The organism is Limnoraphis robusta BA-68 BA1 (assembly GCF_034932365.1).
GTDB lineage: Bacteria > Cyanobacteriota > Cyanobacteriia > Cyanobacteriales > Microcoleaceae > Capilliphycus > Capilliphycus robustus.
The window spans coordinates 1-23,484 of sequence record NZ_JAYGHR010000100.1; the positions used below are offsets into that span (position 1 = coordinate 1).

At 41.5% G+C, this 23,484-nt stretch carries 21 protein-coding genes, 1 tRNA gene and 1 pseudogene; 10 read left to right on the top strand and 13 right to left on the bottom strand.

From position 1 onward, the window contains the following. Both VB836_RS28265 and VB836_RS28270 read right to left on the bottom strand, forming a co-directional pair. Window positions 1-113, bottom strand: a pseudogene (locus tag VB836_RS28265) (transposase); the annotation flags it as partial. A 137-nt stretch (window positions 114-250) separates the two neighbouring features. Further along, on the bottom strand, window positions 251-520 hold the full coding sequence (locus VB836_RS28270; protein ID WP_046280519.1) for an FmdB family zinc ribbon protein: 270 nt from the start codon (window positions 518-520) through the stop codon (window positions 251-253). Between the two features lie 344 nt (window positions 521-864). On the opposite strand from VB836_RS28270, the gene VB836_RS28275 reads away from it, so the two are divergent. Continuing rightward, complete coding sequence (locus VB836_RS28275; protein WP_323224606.1) at window positions 865-1,524, top strand: hypothetical protein; 660 nt, start codon at window positions 865-867, stop codon at window positions 1,522-1,524. A 152-nt stretch (window positions 1,525-1,676) separates the two neighbouring features. After that, window positions 1,677-2,153, top strand: a complete 477-nt coding sequence (locus VB836_RS28280) for a TspO/MBR family protein (RefSeq protein ID WP_323224608.1) — start codon at window positions 1,677-1,679, stop codon at window positions 2,151-2,153. On the opposite strand, the gene VB836_RS28285 is transcribed toward VB836_RS28280, so the two are convergent. Beyond that, complete coding sequence (locus VB836_RS28285) at window positions 2,129-2,401, bottom strand: hypothetical protein (RefSeq protein WP_323224610.1); 273 nt, start codon at window positions 2,399-2,401, stop codon at window positions 2,129-2,131. The two genes, VB836_RS28280 and VB836_RS28285, sit on opposite strands and share 25 nt — an antisense overlap. 268 nt (window positions 2,402-2,669) lie before the next feature. Continuing rightward, window positions 2,670-4,055, bottom strand: a complete 1,386-nt coding sequence (locus VB836_RS28290; protein WP_323224612.1) for an aminopeptidase P family protein — start codon at window positions 4,053-4,055, stop codon at window positions 2,670-2,672. Between the two features lie 341 nt (window positions 4,056-4,396). On the opposite strand from VB836_RS28290, the gene VB836_RS28295 reads away from it, so the two are divergent. Continuing rightward, window positions 4,397-5,683, top strand: coding sequence for an S-layer homology domain-containing protein (locus VB836_RS28295; protein WP_323224614.1), 1,287 nt, complete (start codon window positions 4,397-4,399; stop codon window positions 5,681-5,683). Between the two features lie 212 nt (window positions 5,684-5,895). Here the strand turns inward: VB836_RS28295 and VB836_RS28300 are convergent, their stop codons facing one another. The 3 genes from VB836_RS28300 to VB836_RS28310 all read right to left on the bottom strand — a co-directional run bounded on the left by VB836_RS28300 (window position 5,896) and on the right by VB836_RS28310 (window position 10,984). Then, a complete protein-coding gene (locus VB836_RS28300) occupies window positions 5,896-6,891 on the bottom strand; it encodes a patatin-like phospholipase family protein (protein ID WP_323224616.1) in 996 nt (331 codons plus the stop codon). 82 nt (window positions 6,892-6,973) lie between these two features. Then, on the bottom strand, window positions 6,974-7,966 hold the full coding sequence (locus VB836_RS28305) for a diguanylate cyclase regulator RdcB family protein (RefSeq protein ID WP_323224618.1): 993 nt from the start codon (window positions 7,964-7,966) through the stop codon (window positions 6,974-6,976). Window positions 7,967-8,602: 636 nt separating this feature from the next. Then, on the bottom strand, window positions 8,603-10,984 hold the full coding sequence (locus tag VB836_RS28310; protein WP_323224620.1) for a dynamin family protein: 2,382 nt from the start codon (window positions 10,982-10,984) through the stop codon (window positions 8,603-8,605). Window positions 10,985-11,307: 323 nt separating this feature from the next. Here VB836_RS28310 and VB836_RS28315 point away from each other — a divergent pair, with 323 nt between their 5' ends. Beyond that, a complete protein-coding gene (locus VB836_RS28315) occupies window positions 11,308-11,565 on the top strand; it encodes a TIGR03643 family protein (protein WP_323224622.1) in 258 nt (85 codons plus the stop codon). A 361-nt stretch (window positions 11,566-11,926) separates the two neighbouring features. On the opposite strand, the gene VB836_RS28320 is transcribed toward VB836_RS28315, so the two are convergent. Both VB836_RS28320 and VB836_RS28325 read right to left on the bottom strand, forming a co-directional pair. Beyond that, window positions 11,927-12,310: a thioredoxin family protein gene (locus VB836_RS28320; RefSeq protein WP_046280368.1), complete on the bottom strand. Its 384-nt coding sequence runs from the start codon at window positions 12,308-12,310 to the stop codon at window positions 11,927-11,929. A gap of 48 nt (window positions 12,311-12,358) precedes the next feature. Continuing rightward, the gene (locus tag VB836_RS28325; protein WP_046280369.1) at window positions 12,359-13,072 is read right to left on the bottom strand and encodes an NnrU family protein; all 714 of its coding nucleotides are present in this window, start codon (window positions 13,070-13,072) and stop codon (window positions 12,359-12,361) included. A 122-nt stretch (window positions 13,073-13,194) separates the two neighbouring features. Here VB836_RS28325 and VB836_RS28330 point away from each other — a divergent pair, with 122 nt between their 5' ends. From VB836_RS28330 to VB836_RS28355, 6 genes are all read left to right on the top strand, one after another. After that, window positions 13,195-14,217: a LysR family transcriptional regulator gene (locus VB836_RS28330; RefSeq protein WP_323224624.1), complete on the top strand. Its 1,023-nt coding sequence runs from the start codon at window positions 13,195-13,197 to the stop codon at window positions 14,215-14,217. 174 nt (window positions 14,218-14,391) lie between these two features. After that, on the top strand, window positions 14,392-15,354 hold the full coding sequence (locus VB836_RS28335; protein ID WP_323224626.1) for a LysR family transcriptional regulator: 963 nt from the start codon (window positions 14,392-14,394) through the stop codon (window positions 15,352-15,354). Between the two features lie 206 nt (window positions 15,355-15,560). Continuing rightward, the gene (locus tag VB836_RS28340; RefSeq protein ID WP_323224628.1) at window positions 15,561-16,943 is read left to right on the top strand and encodes a serine/threonine-protein kinase; all 1,383 of its coding nucleotides are present in this window, start codon (window positions 15,561-15,563) and stop codon (window positions 16,941-16,943) included. A 37-nt stretch (window positions 16,944-16,980) separates the two neighbouring features. After that, entirely contained in the window at window positions 16,981-18,393 is a 1,413-nt protein-coding gene (locus VB836_RS28345) for an ABC transporter substrate-binding protein (protein ID WP_323224630.1), read from the top strand. An 81-nt stretch (window positions 18,394-18,474) separates the two neighbouring features. After that, a tRNA-Leu gene (locus VB836_RS28350) sits at window positions 18,475-18,558 on the top strand. Window positions 18,559-18,598: 40 nt separating this feature from the next. After that, on the top strand, window positions 18,599-19,381 hold the full coding sequence (locus tag VB836_RS28355; RefSeq protein WP_323224632.1) for a TrmH family RNA methyltransferase: 783 nt from the start codon (window positions 18,599-18,601) through the stop codon (window positions 19,379-19,381). A gap of 13 nt (window positions 19,382-19,394) precedes the next feature. Here VB836_RS28355 and VB836_RS28360 read toward each other — a convergent pair whose 3' ends face one another. From VB836_RS28360 to VB836_RS28375, 4 genes are all read right to left on the bottom strand, one after another. Then, the gene (locus VB836_RS28360) at window positions 19,395-19,652 is read right to left on the bottom strand and encodes a hypothetical protein (RefSeq protein WP_046280375.1); all 258 of its coding nucleotides are present in this window, start codon (window positions 19,650-19,652) and stop codon (window positions 19,395-19,397) included. A 329-nt stretch (window positions 19,653-19,981) separates the two neighbouring features. Next, a complete protein-coding gene (locus VB836_RS28365) occupies window positions 19,982-20,761 on the bottom strand; it encodes an amino acid ABC transporter ATP-binding protein (RefSeq protein WP_323224633.1) in 780 nt (259 codons plus the stop codon). A gap of 518 nt (window positions 20,762-21,279) precedes the next feature. Next, a complete protein-coding gene (locus VB836_RS28370; protein WP_323224635.1) occupies window positions 21,280-21,852 on the bottom strand; it encodes a TerD family protein in 573 nt (190 codons plus the stop codon). Between the two features lie 260 nt (window positions 21,853-22,112). Further along, window positions 22,113-23,465: an FAD-binding oxidoreductase gene (locus VB836_RS28375; protein ID WP_323224637.1), complete on the bottom strand. Its 1,353-nt coding sequence runs from the start codon at window positions 23,463-23,465 to the stop codon at window positions 22,113-22,115. Between the last annotated feature and the right edge of the window lie 19 nt (window positions 23,466-23,484).

Genomic DNA, 23,484 nt, shown 5'->3' on the forward strand with positions numbered 1-23,484 from the left:
TCTATCCATGCTTTAATGATGCTGTTGCGAACAAACCTACCAGTACGGATAGCTTCGTCTAACTTTCTGTACTGGTATTGCGTTCCTTGCAGCTTCATTTCATACACAAGCATAGATTATCGGCATCGAGCCACGATAAACTTATGTTAGCATAAAATAATCCGTCGTGAACGACGGGGCTTTAAACCTGCTTCTCTTGGTAAGCCCCACGTCGAGAGTGTTAAGTGTTAACGTGGGGTGAATGAGTTTGTTAATCTGTTGCGGTTACGTTTTCATAGACTCCTTGATCCCGTTTTACCAGTTTAGTAAATCCGGCGTTGCGATAATCGCTATTAGTCGTCGGAACAGACAACATCGGCGCACTCAAGACACGACGCACAGGCGCATCTTCTGGAGTCTGTCCTAACTCACATTGGGCTAACTGACAGACTTCACCCCAGGTTTTGATTTCCTGGTGAATGCTGTGCATCACTTCGACTTTCCGGTTATTGCTTGGACAGAAATAGTCGTAGATCGGCATGGTACGGTTAAGGATAGGGTAATTGAGGTGAACGATGATTGTATGGGCTACATGATTGTTAATTTTAGCTTGAGTTGTCTGAAATTGGCAGCTTTTGCAATTTGATCAACAAGATTTAACGCACATTTAATCGGAAGATCGGGCATAATACAAAAGCTGAAACTTTCCTTTCACATGACAGCTTTTTCAGTGATCCGTTCAGCACAAGGTAATTGGCTTTTTGAGTAAACGATGAACACCCGCGCAGTGACTTCTAACAACGGACAACCCCAACTAGAGAACGGATCACTGATCACTGAGAACTGTGTTTGGGAGCAATCTACTATTGAGATGAGGATGTTCTAATGAGTGATTTTAAACCAACACCTGACACGAATTTAACGATGGCTCAATTGTTGGAACGCTATCGGATTGGTGATGAAGCGACGCTAAGAACTTGGGCGCAACTGCACGGTTTGAATGGAAATCACGGGATTTATTCTCCGAATGAAGTGGAGTTAATTGATCATGTTCATCATCATTTACACAATTTGGGAATGAGCATTGATGAATACAAAAAGCTCGTGAATCGGCGGCTGCATCGTCCTTCCTATGAGTCGTCTGGGTGGAATTCTGCTGCAAACGCTCAACCGATTTCTCAACCGAATCCATCGGTTTCTAACTCGGTTTATAGTTCTTCTGAGAATCATTCATCTGATCAAACAGAAAAAGTGGTTCAAGAAGCATCAGGAGCGATTGAGATGCTGATGGAACAATATTCAGAAGCCATTGATTACATGGGAGAACAAATCGCTGATCAATTTATTGATGAGTTGGATGTTTCTGTGATGCGACATCTCAGTAGAAAGGTACAACAACGGTTAGCCCTTAATGGTCAAGCTAGGTCGAATCGTTTAATGAAAGCTATTCAAGGAGTGTTTCAATCTAAAAACAAGAGCTTGCTGATGGGTTCTCCTTCGGAAGATTCCAGTTTACACATGGAAAATACTCATCGTTTGGGTTAGGTAAATCTGTCTCAAGGAAGAACTAGGGAGAAGTCTAAACCCATTAAAATGAGTCAGTCGGATAATTTGAAATAAACTCTCAATTGAGAACTTACTCCCTAGTTCTGAGTTTACCCGTTCCGGCTCAACTATTCGGCTCGGAGTGATAATGAATGATTAAGTCTTGGATGGTGATTGCAGGGGTTGCTTTCGCGGTTGCTTTAGGCGGAAATCTCTTTCTTCAATCTGATGATCTACGATGGTTTCAACGGTTACGGCGTCCGAGTTGGTTGGTGTTTGAACGGTTAATCCCTCTGATTTGGACGATAGTTTTTATTGGGTTGGGTTGGTCTGCGGTGATTGTTTGGGAACAAGAACCGGGAACGGTTAGAACTTGGTTATTGATGGGGTTATATTTGTTAGTTGAAGTCGTGACGATGGCTTATACTTCGGTCACGTGTAAAACCAGAAGTCTACAAGTCGGGACGATTATTGGCGGTACAGGGGCGATTTTATGTGTGATGCTAGCCATTAGTATTTTACCGATTTCTCAAGCAGCGACTCTTCTTTTACTTCCCTATATTCTCTGGAGTCCTATCGGAACTTTTGTCACTTGGCGGATGGCTCATCTTAATCCCGCAGATGCGTAAATCGGTTTAAAAGATTCCCGGATCACTGACTTTTTAGGACTAATGGGTTTGGGTTCAAAAAAGTTCAACGGAATAAATAGAGATGTTCCTTGTAATCTTGCTGAACCTGCTACATATTGATGGGTTTCTAGCCAATTTTTATCGGCGAAAGATTGCCGTGTAAAACTTTGATAGAGAATTCCCTGACAAAGTGAACCATCAGGGTTAGACTGTCCGTTTGGTTTGAAGGCATAAAATCGATAAGCCACAGATTCAAAGTTGGGGTAGAGGTAGACGCTCGTTTAATAAAAAATTCAACCGTTTTGTTTGAGGGAATCTGTCTGCTTAATCTTACAATCTTTTTGAGAATTTGTAAATCACTATCTTCAACCTTTACAATTTTGTTAGAAGATTCAACCCAAACCCAGGAAACTCACCCCGATTAAAATAGAGAAAAAACCACCAAGACACTAAGAACACCAAGGGAAAATCTTCGTGTCTTTGTATCTTTGTGGTCAATTTTTCTTGGAAAGTTCATCATTGACTCTGAACTAACGCTTCAACTTGACTGGCTTGATTGGGTAAATCAGCCGTTAACACTTCGGTTCCCGTTTCTGTAATTAAGACGTCATCTTCGATGCGAATTCCTCGCACATCTGCAAATTGTTTTAACTTCTCCCAATTTACTACTTCTTGATATTTTTCCCGATTTTCTTCATCCTGCAAAATCGCCGGAACTTGATAAAAACCCGGTTCTATTGTGACTAACATTCCCGCCTGTAAGGGACGATTTAATCGCAAATATCCTAGCCCGAACCGTTCACTTCTAATTCTTCCTTCTGTGTATCCGGCTAAATCTCCTAAATCTTCCATATCATGGACGTCTAAACCCAATAAATGACCAATTCCATGAGGGAAAAATAAGGCATGAGCATCTTGTTCGACTAAATGGCTGGGTTGACCTTTTAATATGCCTAGATTAACTAATCCTTCCGCAATTTTTAAAGCGGCTAACAGATGAATTTCTCGGTATTCTACCCCCGGTTTCATCTTTTCAATACAAGTATCATGGGCGTCTAAAACGATTTCATAAATATCCCGTTGTGTTGAGGAAAATTTACCGGAAACAGGCCAAGTTCGAGTGATATCGGCCGCCCATCCCATTGCCGTCTCCGCACCGACATCTACTAATAGCAAATCCCCCGTTTGTAGAGGGTTAAAATACTTTTCGTGGTGCAGCACTTGACCGTGAACCGTGACAATGCTATTGTAAGAACACACTGTATTGTGGGAAGTTATGACTTTTTCCATCTCGGCTCTGACCTCCCCTTCGGTTTTCGCTTTGGAAGTGACTGCCATACCTGCTTTGTGAGCTTCAACGGTAATTTGGGCGGCTTGGCGAAGTTCAGTTAACGCCGCTTGATCGTGAGACAAGCGTAACGCAATAATCGCTTTTATCAGTTCTAAATCAATGCCTGTTGCGGTTTTGGGAGGATGAACTGCACGGTTAAGGTGTTGAAACTGTTGGGTTTGAGTGATCGGATCTTGAATTAAAATCGTCGCTGCACCTGCCACCCGAGACGCTAACTCAGCCAGGGGAAACGCCGCATCCGCCCCGATAGATTCTGCGATAGTCTCCCGTTTGGGCATTTCTCCGTGCCAGAGGGCGTAACTGGGGGGCGGCTCATCGATGAACAACTCCATTTTACCTCCCTCCAGGCGAATTACAGCATTTTCTAACGGAAGTCCGGCGAAGTAGAGAAAATGACTGCTAGCGCGAAACGGGTAAGTATTGGCGGGAAAATTACGGGAACGATACCCTCCTGACCAGAGAATAGCCGGAAAATCGATGAATTTTGCCAGTTGTTCTCGCCGGGAACGTAAAGCGTCAGGCAGTTGTTGGGAATTAGTGGGCAGTTGCATTATTTTCAAGGGAGAATTTGAGCGTTTAATTGATCATTTTAATCTACCCAAATCATCAATAGTGTGTTATATTAACTTATCTGAAAATTTGGAAAGTGATAATGTTTAAGGTGTATAAGTACAGGATATACCCAATAGCGATCAACAGATAGCGAAGCGCGAAGAACTTGGGCTGCTGTAGATAGTTTTGGAACTCTTCTCTAAAGTTGTGTCAGCAGACTGATATTGAGACGGGGAAAGGATAAGATGTTTTTAGCAGTACCCGAAAAATTCACTCAAACGAGATTGAGACAGCCGGGAACGACTGAAAACCTATTCTTTAGTTTGCTCTAAAATGCAACATGAACCGCAAAAAAGGGGATGAAAAGTTAGCTGTATTGGTGGCGCTGGGAATTACGCTTGTTCATCCAGTCGGGGTGAGTTTCGCTCAAACTCAGCCGGAAACCGCCACCCTGTTTTCTGATATTCAAGGACATTGGGCGCAGGGATGTATTCAAACCTTGGCGCAACGAAAAATCGTTGGGGGAAACCGTGAAGATGATCGATTTCGCCCGGATGAACCGATGAAACGGGTGGAGTTAGCGATTATTTTTAGTCAAGCGTTTCCTGATGCTGAATCCGTTCGCAAACCCACAAATTTTGCCGATATTCCGACGAATTATTGGGCTTATGATGCGATTCGAGATGCTGATCGGAAAGGCTTTCTTTCGGGCTATATTGCAGGTGCTTTTAATCCGATGGTAACGGTATCACGGGTGCAGGTTTTAACCGCATTAACTCAGGGATTAGGTTATCAACCCCGTTTTTTATCGACTGAACAATTAGAGCGGATTTTTACCGATGCAAATCAAATTCCTGAAGCGTCAAAAAATGCGATCGCTGCGGCGACTGAAAATGGCTTAGTGGTGAATTATCCGAATGTTCAAAAATTAAATCCTAATCAACCCGCCACTCGGGCTGAAGTTGCAACATTTATCTGTCAAGTGATTGTTGATTCTCGCCAAACGCCTTTTGTTCCGACTGAATATATCGCTCGAATTCCAGCAGATGAGTTATCAAAGTTAACGCCTCAACCTATTGTTTTAAACGCCAAAGAAGTCGAAGATAAACCCGAAATTGTTCCAGATAAACCCGAGGAAAATCCACCCACACAGACAACATCTGAACCCTCTGAACCCTCTGCGACTTCTTCTGAAGAAATCCCCCCATCTGAGTCTTTACCGCTTATCCCGGAGATTCCTGAGTCTTTAGAAGCCAGCGCTCGTTTAGAAGATGTCGAAGCGTTATTGTTTTATCAACCGGAAGATCAGCCGTCAACGAACAAAATATTACGTTTACAAATTGTTCGCCGAGGACAGTTAAGATTTAGTGAATCAATTTTATTAGTCGCTCGGGGAAATAATCAGCCTTTTGATGAATTTTTAGGGGTGGAAATTGCCGATATTAATGGAGATAAAGAACCGGAAATTATGCTTGACTTCCGAACAAATAGTTCAAATTCTCCGGTTTACTATTCTCTGATTTATCGTTATAATCCGATTCGAGGTCAATATGTTCCGATTCGTCAAGATTGGGGAAATACTCCTCCAGAACGTTTACAAAATCAGAATAATCCTGAAGGGGTTTAATATTAACTTATACCCCGTTAAACTGAAGCCTGAGTGATATCATGTCCGGTTGAACAGTTATAAATAAACGACAGAGGAGTCAGGAGTCAGGAGTCAGGAGTCAGGAGGAAATCAAGAAGAAGAAAGAGGAGGATTATGAGAAAGTTTTTTATCACTAATTATCCGGACATGATATGATTTTCAAAGCGGGATATTTAAGCTCATCTTCTATCCTAGAATAACGGCTCATCCTCTAATAACTCAACTGTCGAACTGATTAAATAATCTTGAGTTTGAGACAACCGAGAAAGACTTCTAAATCCTTTGAAAATCGGTTCAAGCTGAGATTTTGCATCCTCATAACCCTGTTGTTTCAACTCAGAAATTCTGTCAGCATCAAAGTTGAGCAAACTTTGTAAATCTGAATTGAGTAGTTTTTGCGGGCGAATTTCAATAATCGTTTGATGGGGAAAATCATGGCGGTTCCAAACCCGACCACTTCCCAAGTGTATCACAATTACATGAGTACAACCTCTAGCCGCTAATGCACCCAACGGAACGTTATCAACTAAACCGCCATCAACGTAGTTTTTCCCGTTAACACTTCGACAGGGAAAAGCTAGAGGAATAGCGACACTCGCCAACAGTAAATTATAAACAGTTTCGTGATCTCGGCAATCTTGAATGCACAACCATTCTGCACCCGTTCCCATTTTAGCGCGAATAAAATCGATTAACCAATCATAACCCAAACCGGGTATTTTTAACGAAGGAAATACTGTCACCCAGAGTTCAATTCCTCGCCGCAACTCAACGGGATTAATCGTTTCTCGTACCAGATATTCTATCGGTGTTGGATCGTAAAAAGCGGTTCTATCTTTCAAGATTCCACTTTCAACTAAAAAATGTAACATCCACTCTCGAAAAGTGGGGATAAAAGTTTGGGCGGCGTAACTAAGAAGATGATAAATTTGTTCAGTATTGGCTTTAAGAATTTCAACTTCTCCGAGATTTGTCCAGAGTTCATTTAGCTGTTGAACGGCGTTAGAAAACGGGCGATAAGAGGCTAAAACCGCCCCGTTAAGAGCGCCTACACTGGTTCCAGCGATAATTTTGGGTTGAAAGTTCAATTCGGCTAAATAACGCAGTGCGCCCGCTTGATAAGCGCCTTTTGCACCGCCTCCGGTTAATACTAATCCCCATTGAGAATTGAGAAAATTTTCAATCATTTTATTCAAAAAAATAAAGTTTGTAGTAGCGCTTTAGCGCATTCATTAGAATTGGGCTGAAGCCGTACAACGAACTGACTATTCACCGAATTAAATTAACACAATCATTAGCAATTTCTTCGACAATAGCGGTAACAAATTCTCGCGCATCGGTGGTTTGAGAAATTCGATCTATTTGTTGGCGACAAAGGGCGATCGCACATTTTCCAATTTGTTTCGGTTGGGCGTCTGCGGGTAAAATTGCGAGTTCTAAAGTGGTACCCAAGGTAAATAATAATGGTGTGGTTTGTAGCCGCGAAAAAGTCAGCGATCGCACTTCTAATAACGCCGCAGTTAGTTCTCGATCATCTGCGGGTATTTCTTTACAGGTTTGATTGAGTAAATTTGCGAGTCCAAAAAATTGTTTAGAAGGGGGTTGACTGTGGGCTAGTATTTTATTTACCACAAGGGGACGAAATCTTTTAGTGTCGCCCGTTACTCGTTCATAAATTGCAACGGAACTGCTGAATATTTCCCGTGTTAACAATGCTATTTGTATCGCCCAAGGTAAGTTTGTATAGGTTTGTTCCGCCATCCAAGCGGTAAGAATTCGATCCAAATCTTCCGATGCGGCGATTCTAATTTCTAGCTGATAAATTCGGTTTTCTAATTCATTGAGTCGCTGGTTAATTGCGTTGATTGAGTTTTCTAGATGTTCACTCAGAGATAATATTGCTTGTTTTTGACGGCGAATGGCTTCCCGTGCTTCCAATAATGATTGTTGGGTAACTTTTAGGGCGACTTGGCTAATACTTAGAGAATCGGTTAATTCTAATACCCAATTATACAACGCTTCTTGACCTGCGATCAGGTTGCCATCGAGTAATAGTTGACGTTGGCGATCGCTTCCGGTTAAGCTGTCAAAGAGTTGTCCGAAATATCCTCTACTTTTGCGATAACGAATTAAGTCTTTATTGATGTCTATTCCGTTAACCAAATCGACTAATGCTTTATCGCTAACTAGGGGAATTCGTTGTTGGAGTTGTTGAAGGCGATCGCTTAATTCTGTTTGGGGTTGTCGGTGAGTTGAGAACATTTTAACTCGGTAAATGGGATTAAGTTGGTTAGTCAGTTAGTTGGTTGGTTAACCAGGGATTGAAATCCCTGTCTAATAATTGAAGTCCTCTCAAGAGGACTGGGTTTTTCAATTTGATCATTTCAACCCTTAGTCAGTTTTAACTGACTTTATCTATTAGACGGGGAATTAATTCCCTGGCGGAGTGATTGACTATTTTTTAGAGGACTAGGTTTTTTCGTTTGATCATATCAACCCTTAGTCAGTTTTAACTGACTTCATCTATTAGACAGGGAATTAATTCCCTGGCGGAGTGATTGACTATTTGTTAGAAGAATCAGTTGGTTAGTTGGTTAGTTTGTTAGCCTGTTTGTTAGCCTGTTTGTTGGTTTGTTGGTTTGTTGGTTAACCAGGGATTGAAATCCCTGTCTAATAATTGAAGTCCTCTCAAGAGGACTGAGTTTTTTCGTTTGATCATTTCAACCTTTAGTCAGTTAAAACTGACTTCATCTATTAGACAGGGAATTAATTCCCTGGCGGAGTGATTGACTATTTGTTAGAGGACTGGGTTGTTAAATTTGATCATTTCAACCTTTAGTCAGTTAAAACTGACTTGATCTATTAGACAGGGAATTAATTCCCAGGCGGAGTAATTGACTATTTGTTAGGGGACATTAATTGCTCGTTTCGCTCCTTGTATGACTTTACTTTTTCAATGTTTTTGCTTGCCTCTTGATCGATAAATTTAAGCTCATCAATCAGGCGTTTTTGCTGTTCTTTAGAAAGTTTTTGATCTTTCTGAGCTTGTTTCAAACTGTCTCTATAATTCCCAAGATAAGCATCAAGGTTCTCAAAGAAAGTATCAATTCGTTCTTCAAAGTCTTCTTTAAGATATCGAAAAATCTCCTGCTTGATCTTACCAATACCTGCTTCGAGAGAAGAATTAATTTGAGCAACTAAATCTTTCAAAGAAACAACATAGTAGTCTTCTCGGATATCGGGTTTCTTGTAAGTTTCTTCCTCTTCATAAGGGACTATCCAAACCCAATGCCAAAAATTACGCTTTTTAACTGTTCGCGTACCATGTCCTCCGTCTCGCAGGCGAGTTTGAGATTTCACATCAGGCTGTATTGTTATCAAACTATCATCATAGTCTAACGTAGGTAAGGGTAAATCCAAGTCAATATCGAAGGTTTTTTTCAGGTATTCTTTGGCTTTTTCGAGGATCGGCTTTACTTCTTTTTCTAAAAAGTCTGCCAACTTTTTTCGAGCTTGTTTAACCTCTTTTTCAACGTCTTTACGAACACTTGAGATTTTCTCTTCCGCTCTCTGTCTTGACCAAGCAACCGCTTGTTCAGAAAAATATTGTGCTTCTGTCTCAGTTTTGAATTCAATAACTCCCGATGTTTTATATTCTAGAGCCGATTGGATTAATTGTACGGGAATCCGCTTTGAAAATTTATCGATTCCGATCCTTGCTTTTTTTCTGAAATTCCCCCGTTCATACTCTTCTTCAAGGAAAAAATTCTCTATACTGACTTTAGCCTCCTTTTTTAGTTGTTCAAGAATCCGATTCAAATCGTTCTCAAGTGATGTTCTGATCGAATCAACATCTTTTAATTTATTTCGACATTTTTCAAGACTATGTAAATCGTTTTCGAGCGCACCAATTGCTCGTCTCAAGTTGTCCTCATCTTGTGCGATCGCATTACTGCGAAATACAACATCATTTCGTAATTGTAAGAGACAAGAACCAGTGAGACTAAGCGAAGACTTTATACAGCGAGGTGCTGCACTTTCCATCAGTGCATTAATTGCTTGATCAAGAAAGGGTGTAAATCCTGAATTTTCCCAAAGATCATCTGCTTCTTTTTTTAATTCTTCTACACTTGATGTTTGCAGTTTAGATTCCCATCTGTTACCCAACGCTTCTTGAGCCAGTGATTCTGCTGTGACTAATTTTGTTAATTCAGCGTTGGGATTTTGTTGTAACTCCAATAAAAATTTACTCGCACAAAAAGCTCGAATCGCTGCTATTTCAAACACTTGTTCTGTATCGCTGGACTTACCAAGTTCCAAGTCAGAAGCAACAAACTTTTTAACATCTTCAGTCGTCATATCTCCTTGACGACGTTGATCGACTTTATTGACTAGAACATAAAGGTTTTCTTTTCCGAGTAAATCAATAATCGGCTGAACCTGTTTTTTAACACCTTCTGCGGCTTGGTTATTTAGCTGTGTAAAATCGAGAACAATCAACACAATAGAACTTTTTCGTAATTGATCTTCTACTACATCACTCAGCCGAAGGTTTTCTCCCGCTTCATTGGGTCCCGGAGTATCAACAATCACTAAATTACCAAGTTTTTTGGATTGTTCACCTTCCTGAGAATGCCAAAAAGGTGTTTCAATACGAGGAACATCTGGGAGTTTGAACAGTGGATCGTTTATTGGATCTAAAACGCTACACAGACGAACAATATCATTAAGAACACTGAGGATTTTGTGAATTTCTTTTCGTCCTTTATTTTCAGTTTTTAGCAGCGAAACACCATTACTTTGAATATCCTGTACCAAATCATCTAAGTGGGGATATTGAGCAATTCTTTTTTCAGTTTCTTCCGAACCTAATTCGTTAATTTTTCGCTGCAAACTCTCAAGAGTGTCTTGAAAAATAGATAAAACTTCATCATCTAGCGTGAGAATGGGTTCATTTAAGTTGGCGTTGAAAAAAATCTCTGTGGGTAGTGTCGTCATTGCAGCGTTACGACTGGGAAGCAAATCTTGACCGATAATTGCGTTAATAATTGTAGATTTACCTGCTTTCATCGGCGCAACAATTGCCATTCTTAACTCCAAGTTCTCAACCTTTCGAGTCTCGTTTTCAACTTGCTTTTGAAAATCTCCGTATTTTTGACCGAAATCTTCTGAACTCAAAGCAAAATTAGCTCGACCCATTAATTGACTGACTTCTTTTAACAGATCAATCACATCCTGTTGCAGATCTTGAACACTGGGTTTAAATTCGGTCCCATTCATAACGTTAAATCCCTCGAAGGTGAATAAAGGCTTCTCCCGAGAATTTTCTCTAGGCGTTGGCTCTGTTTGTAACGGAAAACTGTTCAACAGAACTTTGAAGGCTTTATATTCAAGAATAAGCGATTAAAACTTAGATATCAATGTGGGAATTACTGAACTTTCAGAACTTTCTATGAATCAAAATGAACCTCGATCTCCGTAGAAACACTGATTCTATGAAAGTCGTTTGTTCAGCAAAACCTATTGCGTTGTATTGTCTACAGTTTCTGAAACTGTTGTAAGATTAGAGAATAGGCGGGTATAGCGAGTAGGAGAAACCCTCAATGACTCAAGAGATTAATCTAGACGAACAGATGATTGATCGCGTTGTCGAAATGGCTTGGGAAGATCGAACTCCTTTTGAGGCGATAGAAATCCAATTTGGTTTAAAAGAAAAAGATGTGATTGCGTTAATGCGACGAGAAATGAAACCCTCTAGCTTTAGGATGTGGCGTAAACGAGTCAGTGGACGCAACACTAAACATTTACAAAAACGCGACTTTGACAAAGGTCGGTTTAAGTCAGCAAATCAAAAAACATAATAACAGGAAATCGGGAAATAAATTTCAGGTGTTGATGTAGGGGCGGGTTCTGTAAAAATGTATGTTTTCCTAGAGATAACTGAGATCAACCCGCCCCGATGTCTGGTGTTGGTGTAGCGACGGGAACAAAATAGATTGATTCATCTGACAGACAACCTGAATGAACCCGCCCCGACTTAACCCTTAACTGATCACTGATGCCGGAGTAACTGTCAAGTTTCAGGGGGCGGGTTTATTAAGTTATTGATCACAGACAGACATCAAGGCTGAACCCGCCCCTACAAGGCTGTTTCCTATTAACTGTAAAAAAAGCACCCTGAATATTTGGGTGCAATTTTATTGGGAATGAAATTTAAGGGAATTAGGCTTCTAAAGTGAGATACTCAGGGGTAGACAGGGAGAGAGAACGACATCGATTTTGGTAATTTTGCATAAACTCATCGAGAGTCCGTCGCAAATCTTCCCGTCCGTGAAACTGTTCCAGCCGATTTAACTCTCGGCCGTTGTCGAATAAAATCAGGGTGGGTAGAGTCTGGAGGCGATAGGTACTGGCTAGTTTGAGACTTTGATCAGCATTGACACCAACGACTTTCACCTGATCTTGCCAGTTAGCTTGAAATTGGTGCAACTGAGGAACAATCAGCCGACACAACCCGCACCAGGGCGCCCAAAAATGAACGAGAACCGGGACAGAGGCACCCAAGACCTCTTTAGCAAAATTTTGCTCACGAATTGAAAGCAGCATAATTTGGAAGTTTTTTATTAATGGACGTTTAATATCACTGGGATCATGCTACCAGGCTATGTTACTTGTGGCACCAATCAAAAGAGGATGAACTTGCCACAAGAGAATGATGAAAACAGCAACACCCAGATAAGACCAACGGACAAACTCTTGCCACTCCAAAGTTTGACGACCCTGAACAATTGCCAAAAAGGGTATCACAGAAGTGCGATCCCGAACAGCATCAAATGCTTCACCATAACGCGCTCTTAAGCGTCTGTCGCCGTGCCAAACCGCAAATAGGTGATGAGCTACCAAACCGATAGAAGTGACCAGCGTGAAGCTTGTACCGAGCCAGAGCGTATGAGCGATGCACCAAATCACCTGTCCAACCATCTGAGGATGACGGGTAATGCGAATGATCCCCGTTTCGTAGAGATGAACTTGGGGTTTTTCAATGGCTGCGATTTCGAGCAGGTTAAACGTGGCAGGATAGAGAAACACAAACGAGAATGCAGAGAGTCCCCAGACAAGCGGAATCACAAAAGGATACTGTTGAACTTGCCACAGTTGTACCCCGTCATAACGATGATTGAAAAAGTAAATAACCAGCACAACCGCCAGAGGTAAACTAACCAAAGCAAACAAAATCCGATAGAGTCGAGCGCCGATTTTTGTTTCACCCCAAGGACGCAAAGCCGCTAAACCACTATGAGCGACAGCAAAGCCCAAGAGCAACCCCAACATCACAAAATGGCTGGGTATTAGCCATTTATCCACCATTGTCACCTCTTCAGTCGATAATAAAGTTAACTTCAATACAAATCATCCCGCAGTATGCTGAAAGAACTTGATCCCCTCCTATTTTGTCTTAAAGCTCCTCTGGCTTGTTGAGGTGAAGTCTTATGTCAGATGTTCCATTCACACTAGACCAATTACGCATTATCAAAGCCATCGCGGCTGAGGGAAGCTTCAAGCGGGCGGCTGATAGCTTGTATGTCTCCCAACCGGCTATCAGTCTTCAGGTGCAGAACTTAGAACGACAGTTAGATGTGCCGTTGTTTGATCGGGCTGGACGTCGCGCTCAACTCACTGAAGCGGGTCATCTCCTCCTGACTTACGGAGAGAAAGTTCTCTCACTGTGTCAGGAAACCTGCCAAGCCATTGAAGATCTCAGAAATCTCAAGGGAGGTACGTTGATTGTCGGCGCTTCTCAAACTACAGGGACTTATCTACTTCCCCGGATGATCGGATTATTTCGGCAGAAATATCCCGATGTTGCGGTGCAGTTACACGTTCATTCGACTCGCCGTACCGCTTGGAGTGTCGTTAATGGACAACTGGATTTAGCGATTGTGGGGGGAGAAGTTTCGGCAGAACTCGCGCAATCTCTGGAAATTGTCCCTTATGCTCAAGATGAACTGGCTTTAGTTGTTCCGATTTCTCATCCTTTTGCTGAACGGGAAACGATTGCTCAAGAAGATTTATATCAGCTTCAGTTCATCAGTCTAGACCATCAATCCACTATTCGTCGTGTGATTGATCAAGTTCTCTCTCGCACGGGAATTGATACGACTCGTTTGAAAATCGAGATGGAGTTAAGTTCAATTGAAGCCATTAAAAATGCAGTTCAGTCTGGCTTAGGTGTGGCGTTTATTTCGACCTCAGCGATTGAAAAGGAACTCAACATGGGGCTGATGCGAACACTGAAGATTGAGCGAGTGATCATTACCCGAGTTCTCACGGCGATTTCTAATCCCCATCGCTATCAATCGAAAGCCGCAGAAGCTTTTGTCAATGAGATTTTACCTGGGTTTTCTACTCCCGGTTTAGGTAAATACAGTTTAGGTTATCAAAAACCGGAAGGGGTAGACATATTACCCAATCGCTCTATCATGCAGTCGGAGTTGAGTGAAGAAACAGTCTAGGTTGACTGTAGTCCTGATTACTGTTCCTATTCACAAAGGCTTACAAGCTATTGGCATGAAATTGAAAAAAATCAACTCCAAACGTGAACTTGCAGTGGTTCGTTTCTCATTGTACATGAGCAGTAATTTGGGTATTGTTGAATTTGAAGATTAAACCATTAGCTCTAAAAAATTATGTCAGATGTTCCGTTCACCTTAGATCAATTACGCATTCTGAAAGCGATCGCGGCTGAGGGAAGCTTTAAGCGGGCGGCTGATAGTTTGTATGTTTCTCAACCTGCTATCAGTTTGCAAATTCAAAACCTAGAACGTCAATTAGATGTACCTCTTTTTGATCGCGGGGGACGTCGGGCAAAATTAACCGAAGCTGGACATCTCCTTCTCAGTTATGGTGAAAAAATCCTCAGTTTGTGCCAAGAAACTTGTCGGGCCATTGAAGATCTGCAAAACTTACAAGGGGGGACGCTCATTGTTGGGGCGTCTCAAACGACGGGAACTTACCTTCTACCCCGAATGATTGGACTGTTTCGTAAACAATATCCCGATGTGGCGGTGCAGTTACACGTTCATTCGACTCGACGCACGGCTTGGAGTGTTGCTAATGGTCAAATTGATTTGGCAATTATTGGGGGCGAGGTACCAACAGAACTTCATGATTCTTTGATGATTCAGCCCTATATTGAAGATGAACTGGCTTTGATTTTACCTGTTTTTCATCGGTTTTCTAAACAAGAAACGATTTACAAAGAAGATCTTTACAAGTTGCAGTTTATTGCCCTAGACTCTCAATCAACGATTCGGAAAGTGATTGATCAAGTTCTAACTCGCTCTAATATTGATCCCCGTCGTCTGCAAGTTGAGATGGAACTTAACTCTATAGAAGCGATTAAAAATACGGTTCAGGCTGGCTTGGGTGCGGCGTTTGTCTCGACGTCTGCGATTGAAAAGGAATTGCAAATGGGGGTTCTTCATCAAGCTAAAATAGAAGATGTGGTTGTTCGACGAATGCTTTCGGTTATTATCAATCCTAATCGCTATCAATCGAAGGCAGCAGAAGCTTTTATTCGAGATATTTTACCTCGGTTTTCAACTCATGACTTGAATTTCACCCCAAAAGAATCGGTCTCGACAGAGTAAATATCCCAAGGACTCTTACAACATTTTAGACATCGGTAAAGTTAAATTTTTCTTAAAAATGATTGAGAAATGGATACTCCAAACGCTCCTCAAAACCATGATTTCCAAGCTTCCATCGTAAAATGTCAGGTTAACATGGAGATGAAATTGTAGATGTTACTGTTAAAAGTGACAATGAGCGATGCTCAAAAAGCATCATTACCTCTATGAAAATTCATTGTACTCGTCCAGGTTGTCCCCGTCCCGAAAATATTTTTGCTGACCTTGATGAGAAGACTACTCTCAAAACTGTACAACAAAAATATTGTACAACTTGCGGAATGCCTTTGATTTTAGATGGTCGCTATCTCCCTCAATCCTTACTCGGTAAAGGTGGATTTGGAGCCGCTTTTTTAGCCTATGATCGCCGTTCTCCCGCCTTAAGAAGCTGTGTCGTTAAACAATTTCAACCTCCAAGTGATTTTACTCCCCCTCAACTCGAATTAGCACAGCAACTCTTTGAACGAGAAGCGATTGTTTTGGATCGTTTGGGTAATCAACATCCGCAAATTCCGAATCTTCTTGCCTATTTTCCCCTAGAAGCCCCGATTTGGCAATCCTTAAAATCTCAGCAATTTTTCTATATTGTTCAAGACTATATCAAGGGTCAAGATTTAGAAGCTGAACTGGTCAATAAAGGTTCATTTTCTGAGGAAAATGTGCGAGAAATTTTACAAGAAATTTTGAACGTTCTGCAATTTATTCACGAACAAGATGTCATTCATCGAGATATTAAACCTTCTAATATTATCCGCGATTTCAATGGTCGTCTTTATTTAATCGATTTTGGTGCGGTTAAACAAGTGACTCAGCAAGCTAATAATTTGGGGAAATCGACTGGAATTTATTCGATGGGATATGCTCCCCCCGAACAGATGCGGGGTCATAATGTTTTCCCTTCAACGGATTTATATGCTTTGGCGGTGACTTGTATTGTACTGTTAACGGGAAAAGACCCTCAAGAACTTTATGATAGTCATAATGATCGCTGGAATTGGAAAAATCAGGTTCAAGTTTCTGACTCTCTTGCGGATATTTTAGATCGAATGTTACAATCTACGCCAAGCGATCGCTATGCTTCGGCTGAACAAGTTCTCAAAGCGTTAAATCCTTCACTAACAACAACTTCCGTTTCTTCTATTCCTCAAACACCGCCCATTCAACCCTCAACTCAACTTCAATCTACGGCTTCTCCCCCTAAGTTTTCAACGATAAAATTGCTAACAGGAGCGGCTTTTACAGGATTTGAAATCGCTTTGTTACGAATTGCGGTGAATGGTTTATTAGGTGGCTCACTTCATCTTCTGGTTTTAATTCTTGGCGGTACATTTTCCGGATTGATTTTTGCTCAATATCGCCGTTGGATCGAAACAAAAGAGAAAATTATTTTAGCAGTCATCTCACTAGCATTGGTTCTATTTATTCCCACGCTTGGAAAAGGTATTCCCTTATCAGCTATCATTATTTTTCCTACGTTAACTGCTTTCGCTTGTGTCGCTGTTACTGCTTTATTTCGGTTAATATATCTGATTCTTTATCGTTTCTTCTAACTCTAACTCCCGAAAATACTATTTTGGTGATGATCTTATGTCTCAGAAAAATGAAACCGCTATTTTAATTCTAGCTTTATTAATTACAGGAGGTTTACTGGGTGCGGGTTATTGGGTATTCCTTCGACCTCAATCTCCTTCGGAAAACCTCAGTCCTTCTCCAAATTCTGTTGATAATTCCTCTCAAAATTCTACCTCTAGTCAATCCGTTCAGAATTTAATCAGTCAGGGTGAACGAAGTTTGATGACTAATTCTTCCCCAGAAAAACAAGCGGGATTAACAGCTTTTTCGAGTGGAAAATATGATGATGCGATTGCACAGTTAGAAGCCTCACTTCAAAAAAATTATAACGATCCAGAAACATTAATTTATTTGAATAATGCTCGGATTGGTAATGAAAAAGCGCATACAATTGCAGTAGCGGTTCCCATCGAAAATGTAGAGAATGTTGCTCAAGAGATTTTGCGAGGTGTCGCTCAAGTCCAAAATAAAGTTAATCAAACAGGAGGAATCAATGGAGTTCCTCTCAAGGTGATTATAGCCGATGATAAAAACAACTCAGAAACCGCTCAAAAAATAGCTGAAAAATTGGTTCAAAATAATGATATTCTAGGCGTTGTAGGTCACTTTTCGAGTGGTGTTACTTTAGCAACAGCACCAATTTATGAACAGGGTAAATTGGTTTTGATCTCGCCAACGAGTACCTCGGTTCGCCTGTCAACGGCTGGAGATTATCTATTTCGTACCGTACCCAGTGATCGCTTTGCAGGAAATCGATTAGCTCAATATTTGCGACAAAAACTTAACCGTCAAAAAGCAGTGGTTTTTGATAACAGTCAGAGTGAATATAGTCAGTCATTGAAAGAAGAATTTACAACAGCTCTTTATGGCGATGGCGGAGAAGTTCTGGATGTATTTGACCTCTCTGATTCTAACTTTAATGCGTTCAAAAGTATAGATGCAGCTTCTCAACAGGGAGTAGAAGTCATTGTACTCTTTCCTGATTCTGCTACCGTGGAAAAAGCATTACAAGTCGTGCGAGTCAACCGTAAACAACTGCCAATTTTAGCGGGAGATGCTCTTTATCAACTTGACACCTTGAAAGTTGGAGGCGATAGTGAAGGGGTAATCGTTGCAGTAGCTTGGCATATTCTTGCTAATCCCGATTCGGCTTTTAGACAAGAAGCGACTCAGCTTTGGAGAGGCGATGTCAACTGGCGGACAGCAATGGCTTATGATGCGACACAAGCGTTAATTGTGGCTATCCAACAGCAACCGGACCGTACAGGAGTAAAACTTGCGCTGTCGGAGTCAGGGTTCTCCGCAGAAGGCGCAACGGGTACGATCAAGTTCTTGCCTTCTGGCGATCGCAATCAAGCGGTACAATTAATCCAGGTGCAACCCGGAACTCGTTCAGGAGTTGGCTACGATTTTGTACCTCTGCCTTGAGGGATTGAGAAAATTCTTCGCTCAGGGGGTTGACAAAACAAGAAAATCATATAACAATAGAACATTGTGCAATTGAATAAAGCGGAACTGGCGGAATTGGTAGACGCGCTAGATTCAGGTTCTAGTGTTCGCAAGGACTTCCGGGTTCAAGTCCCGGGTTCCGCATTTAACTGTATTTTTTGTTCTGAGTCAGAAAATTGCTGATATGTTAAGCAGTGTTCAAAATCCTTTGATCAAAGCGCTTCGTCAATTGCAGCGAACAAAGGGACGACGAGAGCAACAATTATTTTTGTTAGAAGGAACGCATTTAATCGAAGAAGCGGTAGCGACGCAATATCCCCTAGAAACGGTTTGTTATACTCCCCAATGGCAAGATCGCTATCCTCTTCTATTGGAGAGTGTTTGTAAAATAGCAACTCGCATCGAACAAGTCAACGAACGAGTCTTACAAGCGATCGCCACAACTGTTAACCCTGATGGGATTATTGCCAGCGCTCCTCGCCTTCAACCCCGTTCTGTAGGGATTCAGCAGATTGGACTCGCACTAGAAACAGTACAAGATCCGGGTAATTTGGGAACAATGATTCGCACGGCGGCGGCGGCGGGAGCAGATGGGTTGTGGTTGAGTGATGATAGTGTTGATCTCGATCATCCGAAGGTGTTACGAGCCTCAGCAGGTGCCTGGTTTCGACTACCGATGGCAGTTTGTTCAGATTTAAGCACTCAACTGTCTAGCGCTCAACAACAGGGCGTTCAGATCGTCGCGACTTTACCCGATGCAGATTTAAGCTACTGGGAACTCGACTTTCAACAACCCACTTTGATTGTACTGGGAAACGAAGGCGCAGGTTTATCAGAAGCTTTGATTGCACAGGCGGATCAGCACGTTCAAATTCCTTTATCTCGAGGAGTCGAATCATTAAACGTGGGGATTTGTGCGGCTTTGATGTTGTACGAAGCTCAACGACAGCACAACAACCGAACTTGAGATCCGCTTGTTGTTAAGAATCTGGGGATTGAGGAGATTTGTTTTGCAAATACTGATCAATATCTGCGATCGCATCCTCTAATGCAGACAGATCAATGGGTTCAGACGGTTGAGGTTGAGCTTTTTTCAACTTCTCTAAACGGGAGACAGGCGGGGGAGCGGGAGGTTCAGGAACAGGCTCTTTAAAGGCTTCTAGCAGTTGTTGTTCCAGCGAGTTCAAAAAGTTCTCAGCCGCATGACGGCGTAAATCTCGCTGCTTTTTCTCATCCATAATGGGGTGACTCCTATTCAACAAGGGTTAATTGACTGTGAGCTTAGGGATAACAATGTACAACTCAACCGAAAATTAGAGTTGAATGTACGCCTGTCAATGGTACGATGACATGAGCCATCAGATTTCAGCTTCACCTGGGTTAAGGTATCCCCATACACTAACACTTACACCCCATTGATGATAGACGAACCATGCCGCCATTTTGTGCAGTTTGACACATCAAAACTCTCAACTCTTTCAAGATGTCGCTAGAATTAACTTCCCTTTTTTACAAGCTTGAACGCCACTTTTCCGCATCCAGACCTTGTATTCTCAGTTTCTAGCTTTTAGAGAATTTGAGATAAGAATTTTTTCGTGCGTTCCTCTTTCGGATTGCTGAAAAAGGCTTCAGGAGTTCCTTCTTCAACCAACACCCCATCTGACATTAACACAACTCGATCGGCAACTTCCCGCGCAAACCCAACTTCATGGGTGACACAAACCATCGTCATTCCCTCACTCGCTAGGGTTCGCATGACATCCAAAACTTCTCGCACCATTTCCGGATCTAAAGCGGATGTCGGTTCATCAAATAACATAATTTTCGGCTGCATCGCTAACGCTCGTGCGATCGCCACCCGTTGCTGTTGACCGCCTGATAACTGTCCGGGAAACTTTTTCGCCTGTTCTAGAATACCTACCCGTTCTAATAATTGTAAAGCAACTTCTTCGGCTTTTGCTTTCGGCCAGCGACGCACCCAGATCGGTGCAAGGGTGACATTTTGTAAAATACTCAGATGGGGAAATAAGTTAAACTGTTGAAACACCATCCCCACTTCTCGACGAATTTCTTCTATATTTTTCAAGTCGTGGGAGAGACTAATTCCATCGATGATAATACTTCCCTGCTGAAATTCTTCGAGGGCGTTAAACGTGCGAATAAAGGTTGATTTCCCTGAACCACTTGGCCCCATGATCACGACGACTTCCCCCCGTTTAACGGTGAGACTGACTCCTCGTAACGCATGAAAATGGTTTCCATACCATTTGTGAACGTCTGTTGCTACGATGGCGACTTCATCAAGGGAGGATGGAGTAGAAGTTGTGTTTGTATAGGTTTTTGTCATGTCTAGTTTGGTTGATTTTTCAGAGTTGACGTTCAGTTGTTAATATTATCAAGGGTCTGTCCTGATCGGTCACAAACGACGAACAACCGCGTTGATCAAAATCTTTTTAACATTTTGGATAGTCAAATTAGGTTCTGCTTTCTCCTTTTAATTGTATGCGCTTTTTTGTCTTTTCTGTCTAACGGATCACTCAGCCGGATCGATCATCTCAAACGGGGAAAGAGAATCAGAAGCCACAAGATATAATATCACTGTAGCCGAGTCGATGAACAGTCAACAGTCACCCTTCGGGTTCACTGGTCACTGGTTACTGTTAACTGTTCACTGTCTAAACCCGCCCCTACATTTAATACTGATAACTGATAACTGTATAACTGTAAACTGTAAAAACCAGCCCCTACGAAGAGGATTATTGATGAGTCGGATATCATATAAATTCCCGTCTGTTTAGGTAAAAGAGAAGCTCATTCGTTTTTATAAGCTCCTCTTTTATGCAAGTTTATTTTCTTAGATAAAATCTAAGAAGCGTATTTATCTACAAAGCTTTGTAAGCCGGAGTTATAGCCTTCTCCTACGGCTTGAAATCTCCACTCTCCATCTTTTTTATAAAGCCTCCCAAACTCAATCGCAGTCTCTCTGGAAAAATCTTCTTCTAGTTCATATTTGGCAATTTCTTGTTGGGTAGTTTCATCGTAAATTCTGATAAAAGAATTGCGAACTTGTCCAAAGTTTTGACGTCGGGTGTCGGCTTCGTGTATCGTCACAATAAAGATGATTTCTTGAACCGCAGCTTCGACTTTTGTTAAATCAATTTGAACGGTTTCGTCATCGCCTGCGCCCTCTCCTGTTCGACTATCTCCGAGATGTTTGACTGAACCATCGGGGGACTCTAAGTTATTGTAGAAGACAAAGTATTTTTCGTTGGGAATTTTCCCATTTCCTCCTAACATAAAGACGGAAGTATCCAAGTCAAAGGCTGCACCTGTGTCGGTGGCGTTTGTATCCCATCCTAAACCAATCCCGGCTGTTTTTAATCCGGGCGCTTCTTTGGAGAGATTGATTCTTTCACCCTTGCTTAAATTAATCGCCATAATTGGATGTTAACTCTACTTGTTCATATTGTGACATATTGAATGACTTAATAGAGCAATTATTAATTTTTCTAATCAGATTTTTGACTGAAATAGGTTTTGAATAATCAACAGAAGTATCACAGGTTGGATTCCTCCAATATATTGAATTAATTTGATTTCATAAAATTCACTCCATTGTAGGATGTGTTACCTGGAACTAACCCATCCTACTGTTTAAAAATTGATGCGTTACGCGATCGCAATAACGTATTTTACGTTTAATGTTCAAGCCACGCTTTCATTTTTCCGGGGTTTAATAAACCGTGCGGATCGACTTGTTTTTTAAACTCTAATTGTTCAATATTAATCGTTTTCATTCCCCCATCTTCTAAAATATAGGTGTGAGGATTAAAAATCAAAATTCCTTTTTCTTCGTGATAGCGAATAATCTCATTTAACCGTTCTTCTGTTGTAAACCGAACCACTTGTAATGCAGCCGGAAGCATTTGTCCTTGAGTTCTTAAATACTCTAAATGCAGCATCACTTCATCCCCAAAATGATGATAACAATGTTCGATGAGTTTTAACTCAGGATCGAAGGGAAATAACGCCTGTAAATAGCTTAAAGACGGGTCCGCACTACGAGCGTGTAATGTGGTATGATTCCAAGTATATTCGATAACGGTTGTGCCTTTATTGGCTTCTTGGGCTGATTTTTGATAGCAGATTTCACCGTTAAATTCTCTTACTAAATCTAGAAAGGCTTCTAAACTGGGTTCAGCAACGATTAATAATGCACAATGTTTTCCTTGAGGAATTTCTTCTCGAAAGGCTGCAAAATAAGAGGGAATGGGAGACGCACAAATACAGATTAATTTTTTGATAATTCCATCCGAATATCCTAACGCTTGACCAAAACGTGCCGAGTTCATAAAATCATCAAAAATCACAATGAATTCAGCCCAAGGATAAGCAGGGGCGAGGGGAATTTCTAAGGCGGTAATAATCCCATTGGTGCCATAAGCATGATTAACTTTTTGTACATCATCCCCTCTTAATTCTAGCACACGGGGTTCATTTTCCATCGTAACAACCCGCACCGCTTGCAGATTTCCGCGATCGCGTAATTGTCCATAATTAATCGAACCAATTCCACCACTTCCACCCCCAATAAACCCGCCTATTGTTGCGGTTCGATAAGTTGAAGGAACCATGCGTAATTCCCAACCTTGTTCACGGGCTTGTTTATCAAAGGCGGCTAATTTTACTCCCGGTTCAACGGAAGCTAACCCCGGTTTTATCCAGTTAATTTGATTCATTTTGGATAAGTCTAAAACAATTCCGCCTTCTAGGGGAATACATTGCCCATAATTTCCTGTTCCCGCCCCTCGAACCGTGAGGGGAATTTGGTATTGAACGCAAATTTTAGCGACTTTTAAGACTTCGGTTTCGTTGAGGGGACGAACAACTAAATCAGCGATTTTATCCTGTAATAAGGGCTGTAAAATCGGGCTAAAGTGATAATAATCTTGGGAGAGTTTAGTCAGTTGGTTGCGATCGCGAATGATCTCTAGTCCCGAGAGTTCGTTACAAATTCCATCCCAGTTAATCGTTTGATTGGTTGGACTCATTGTATTTTGTCTAAAATTT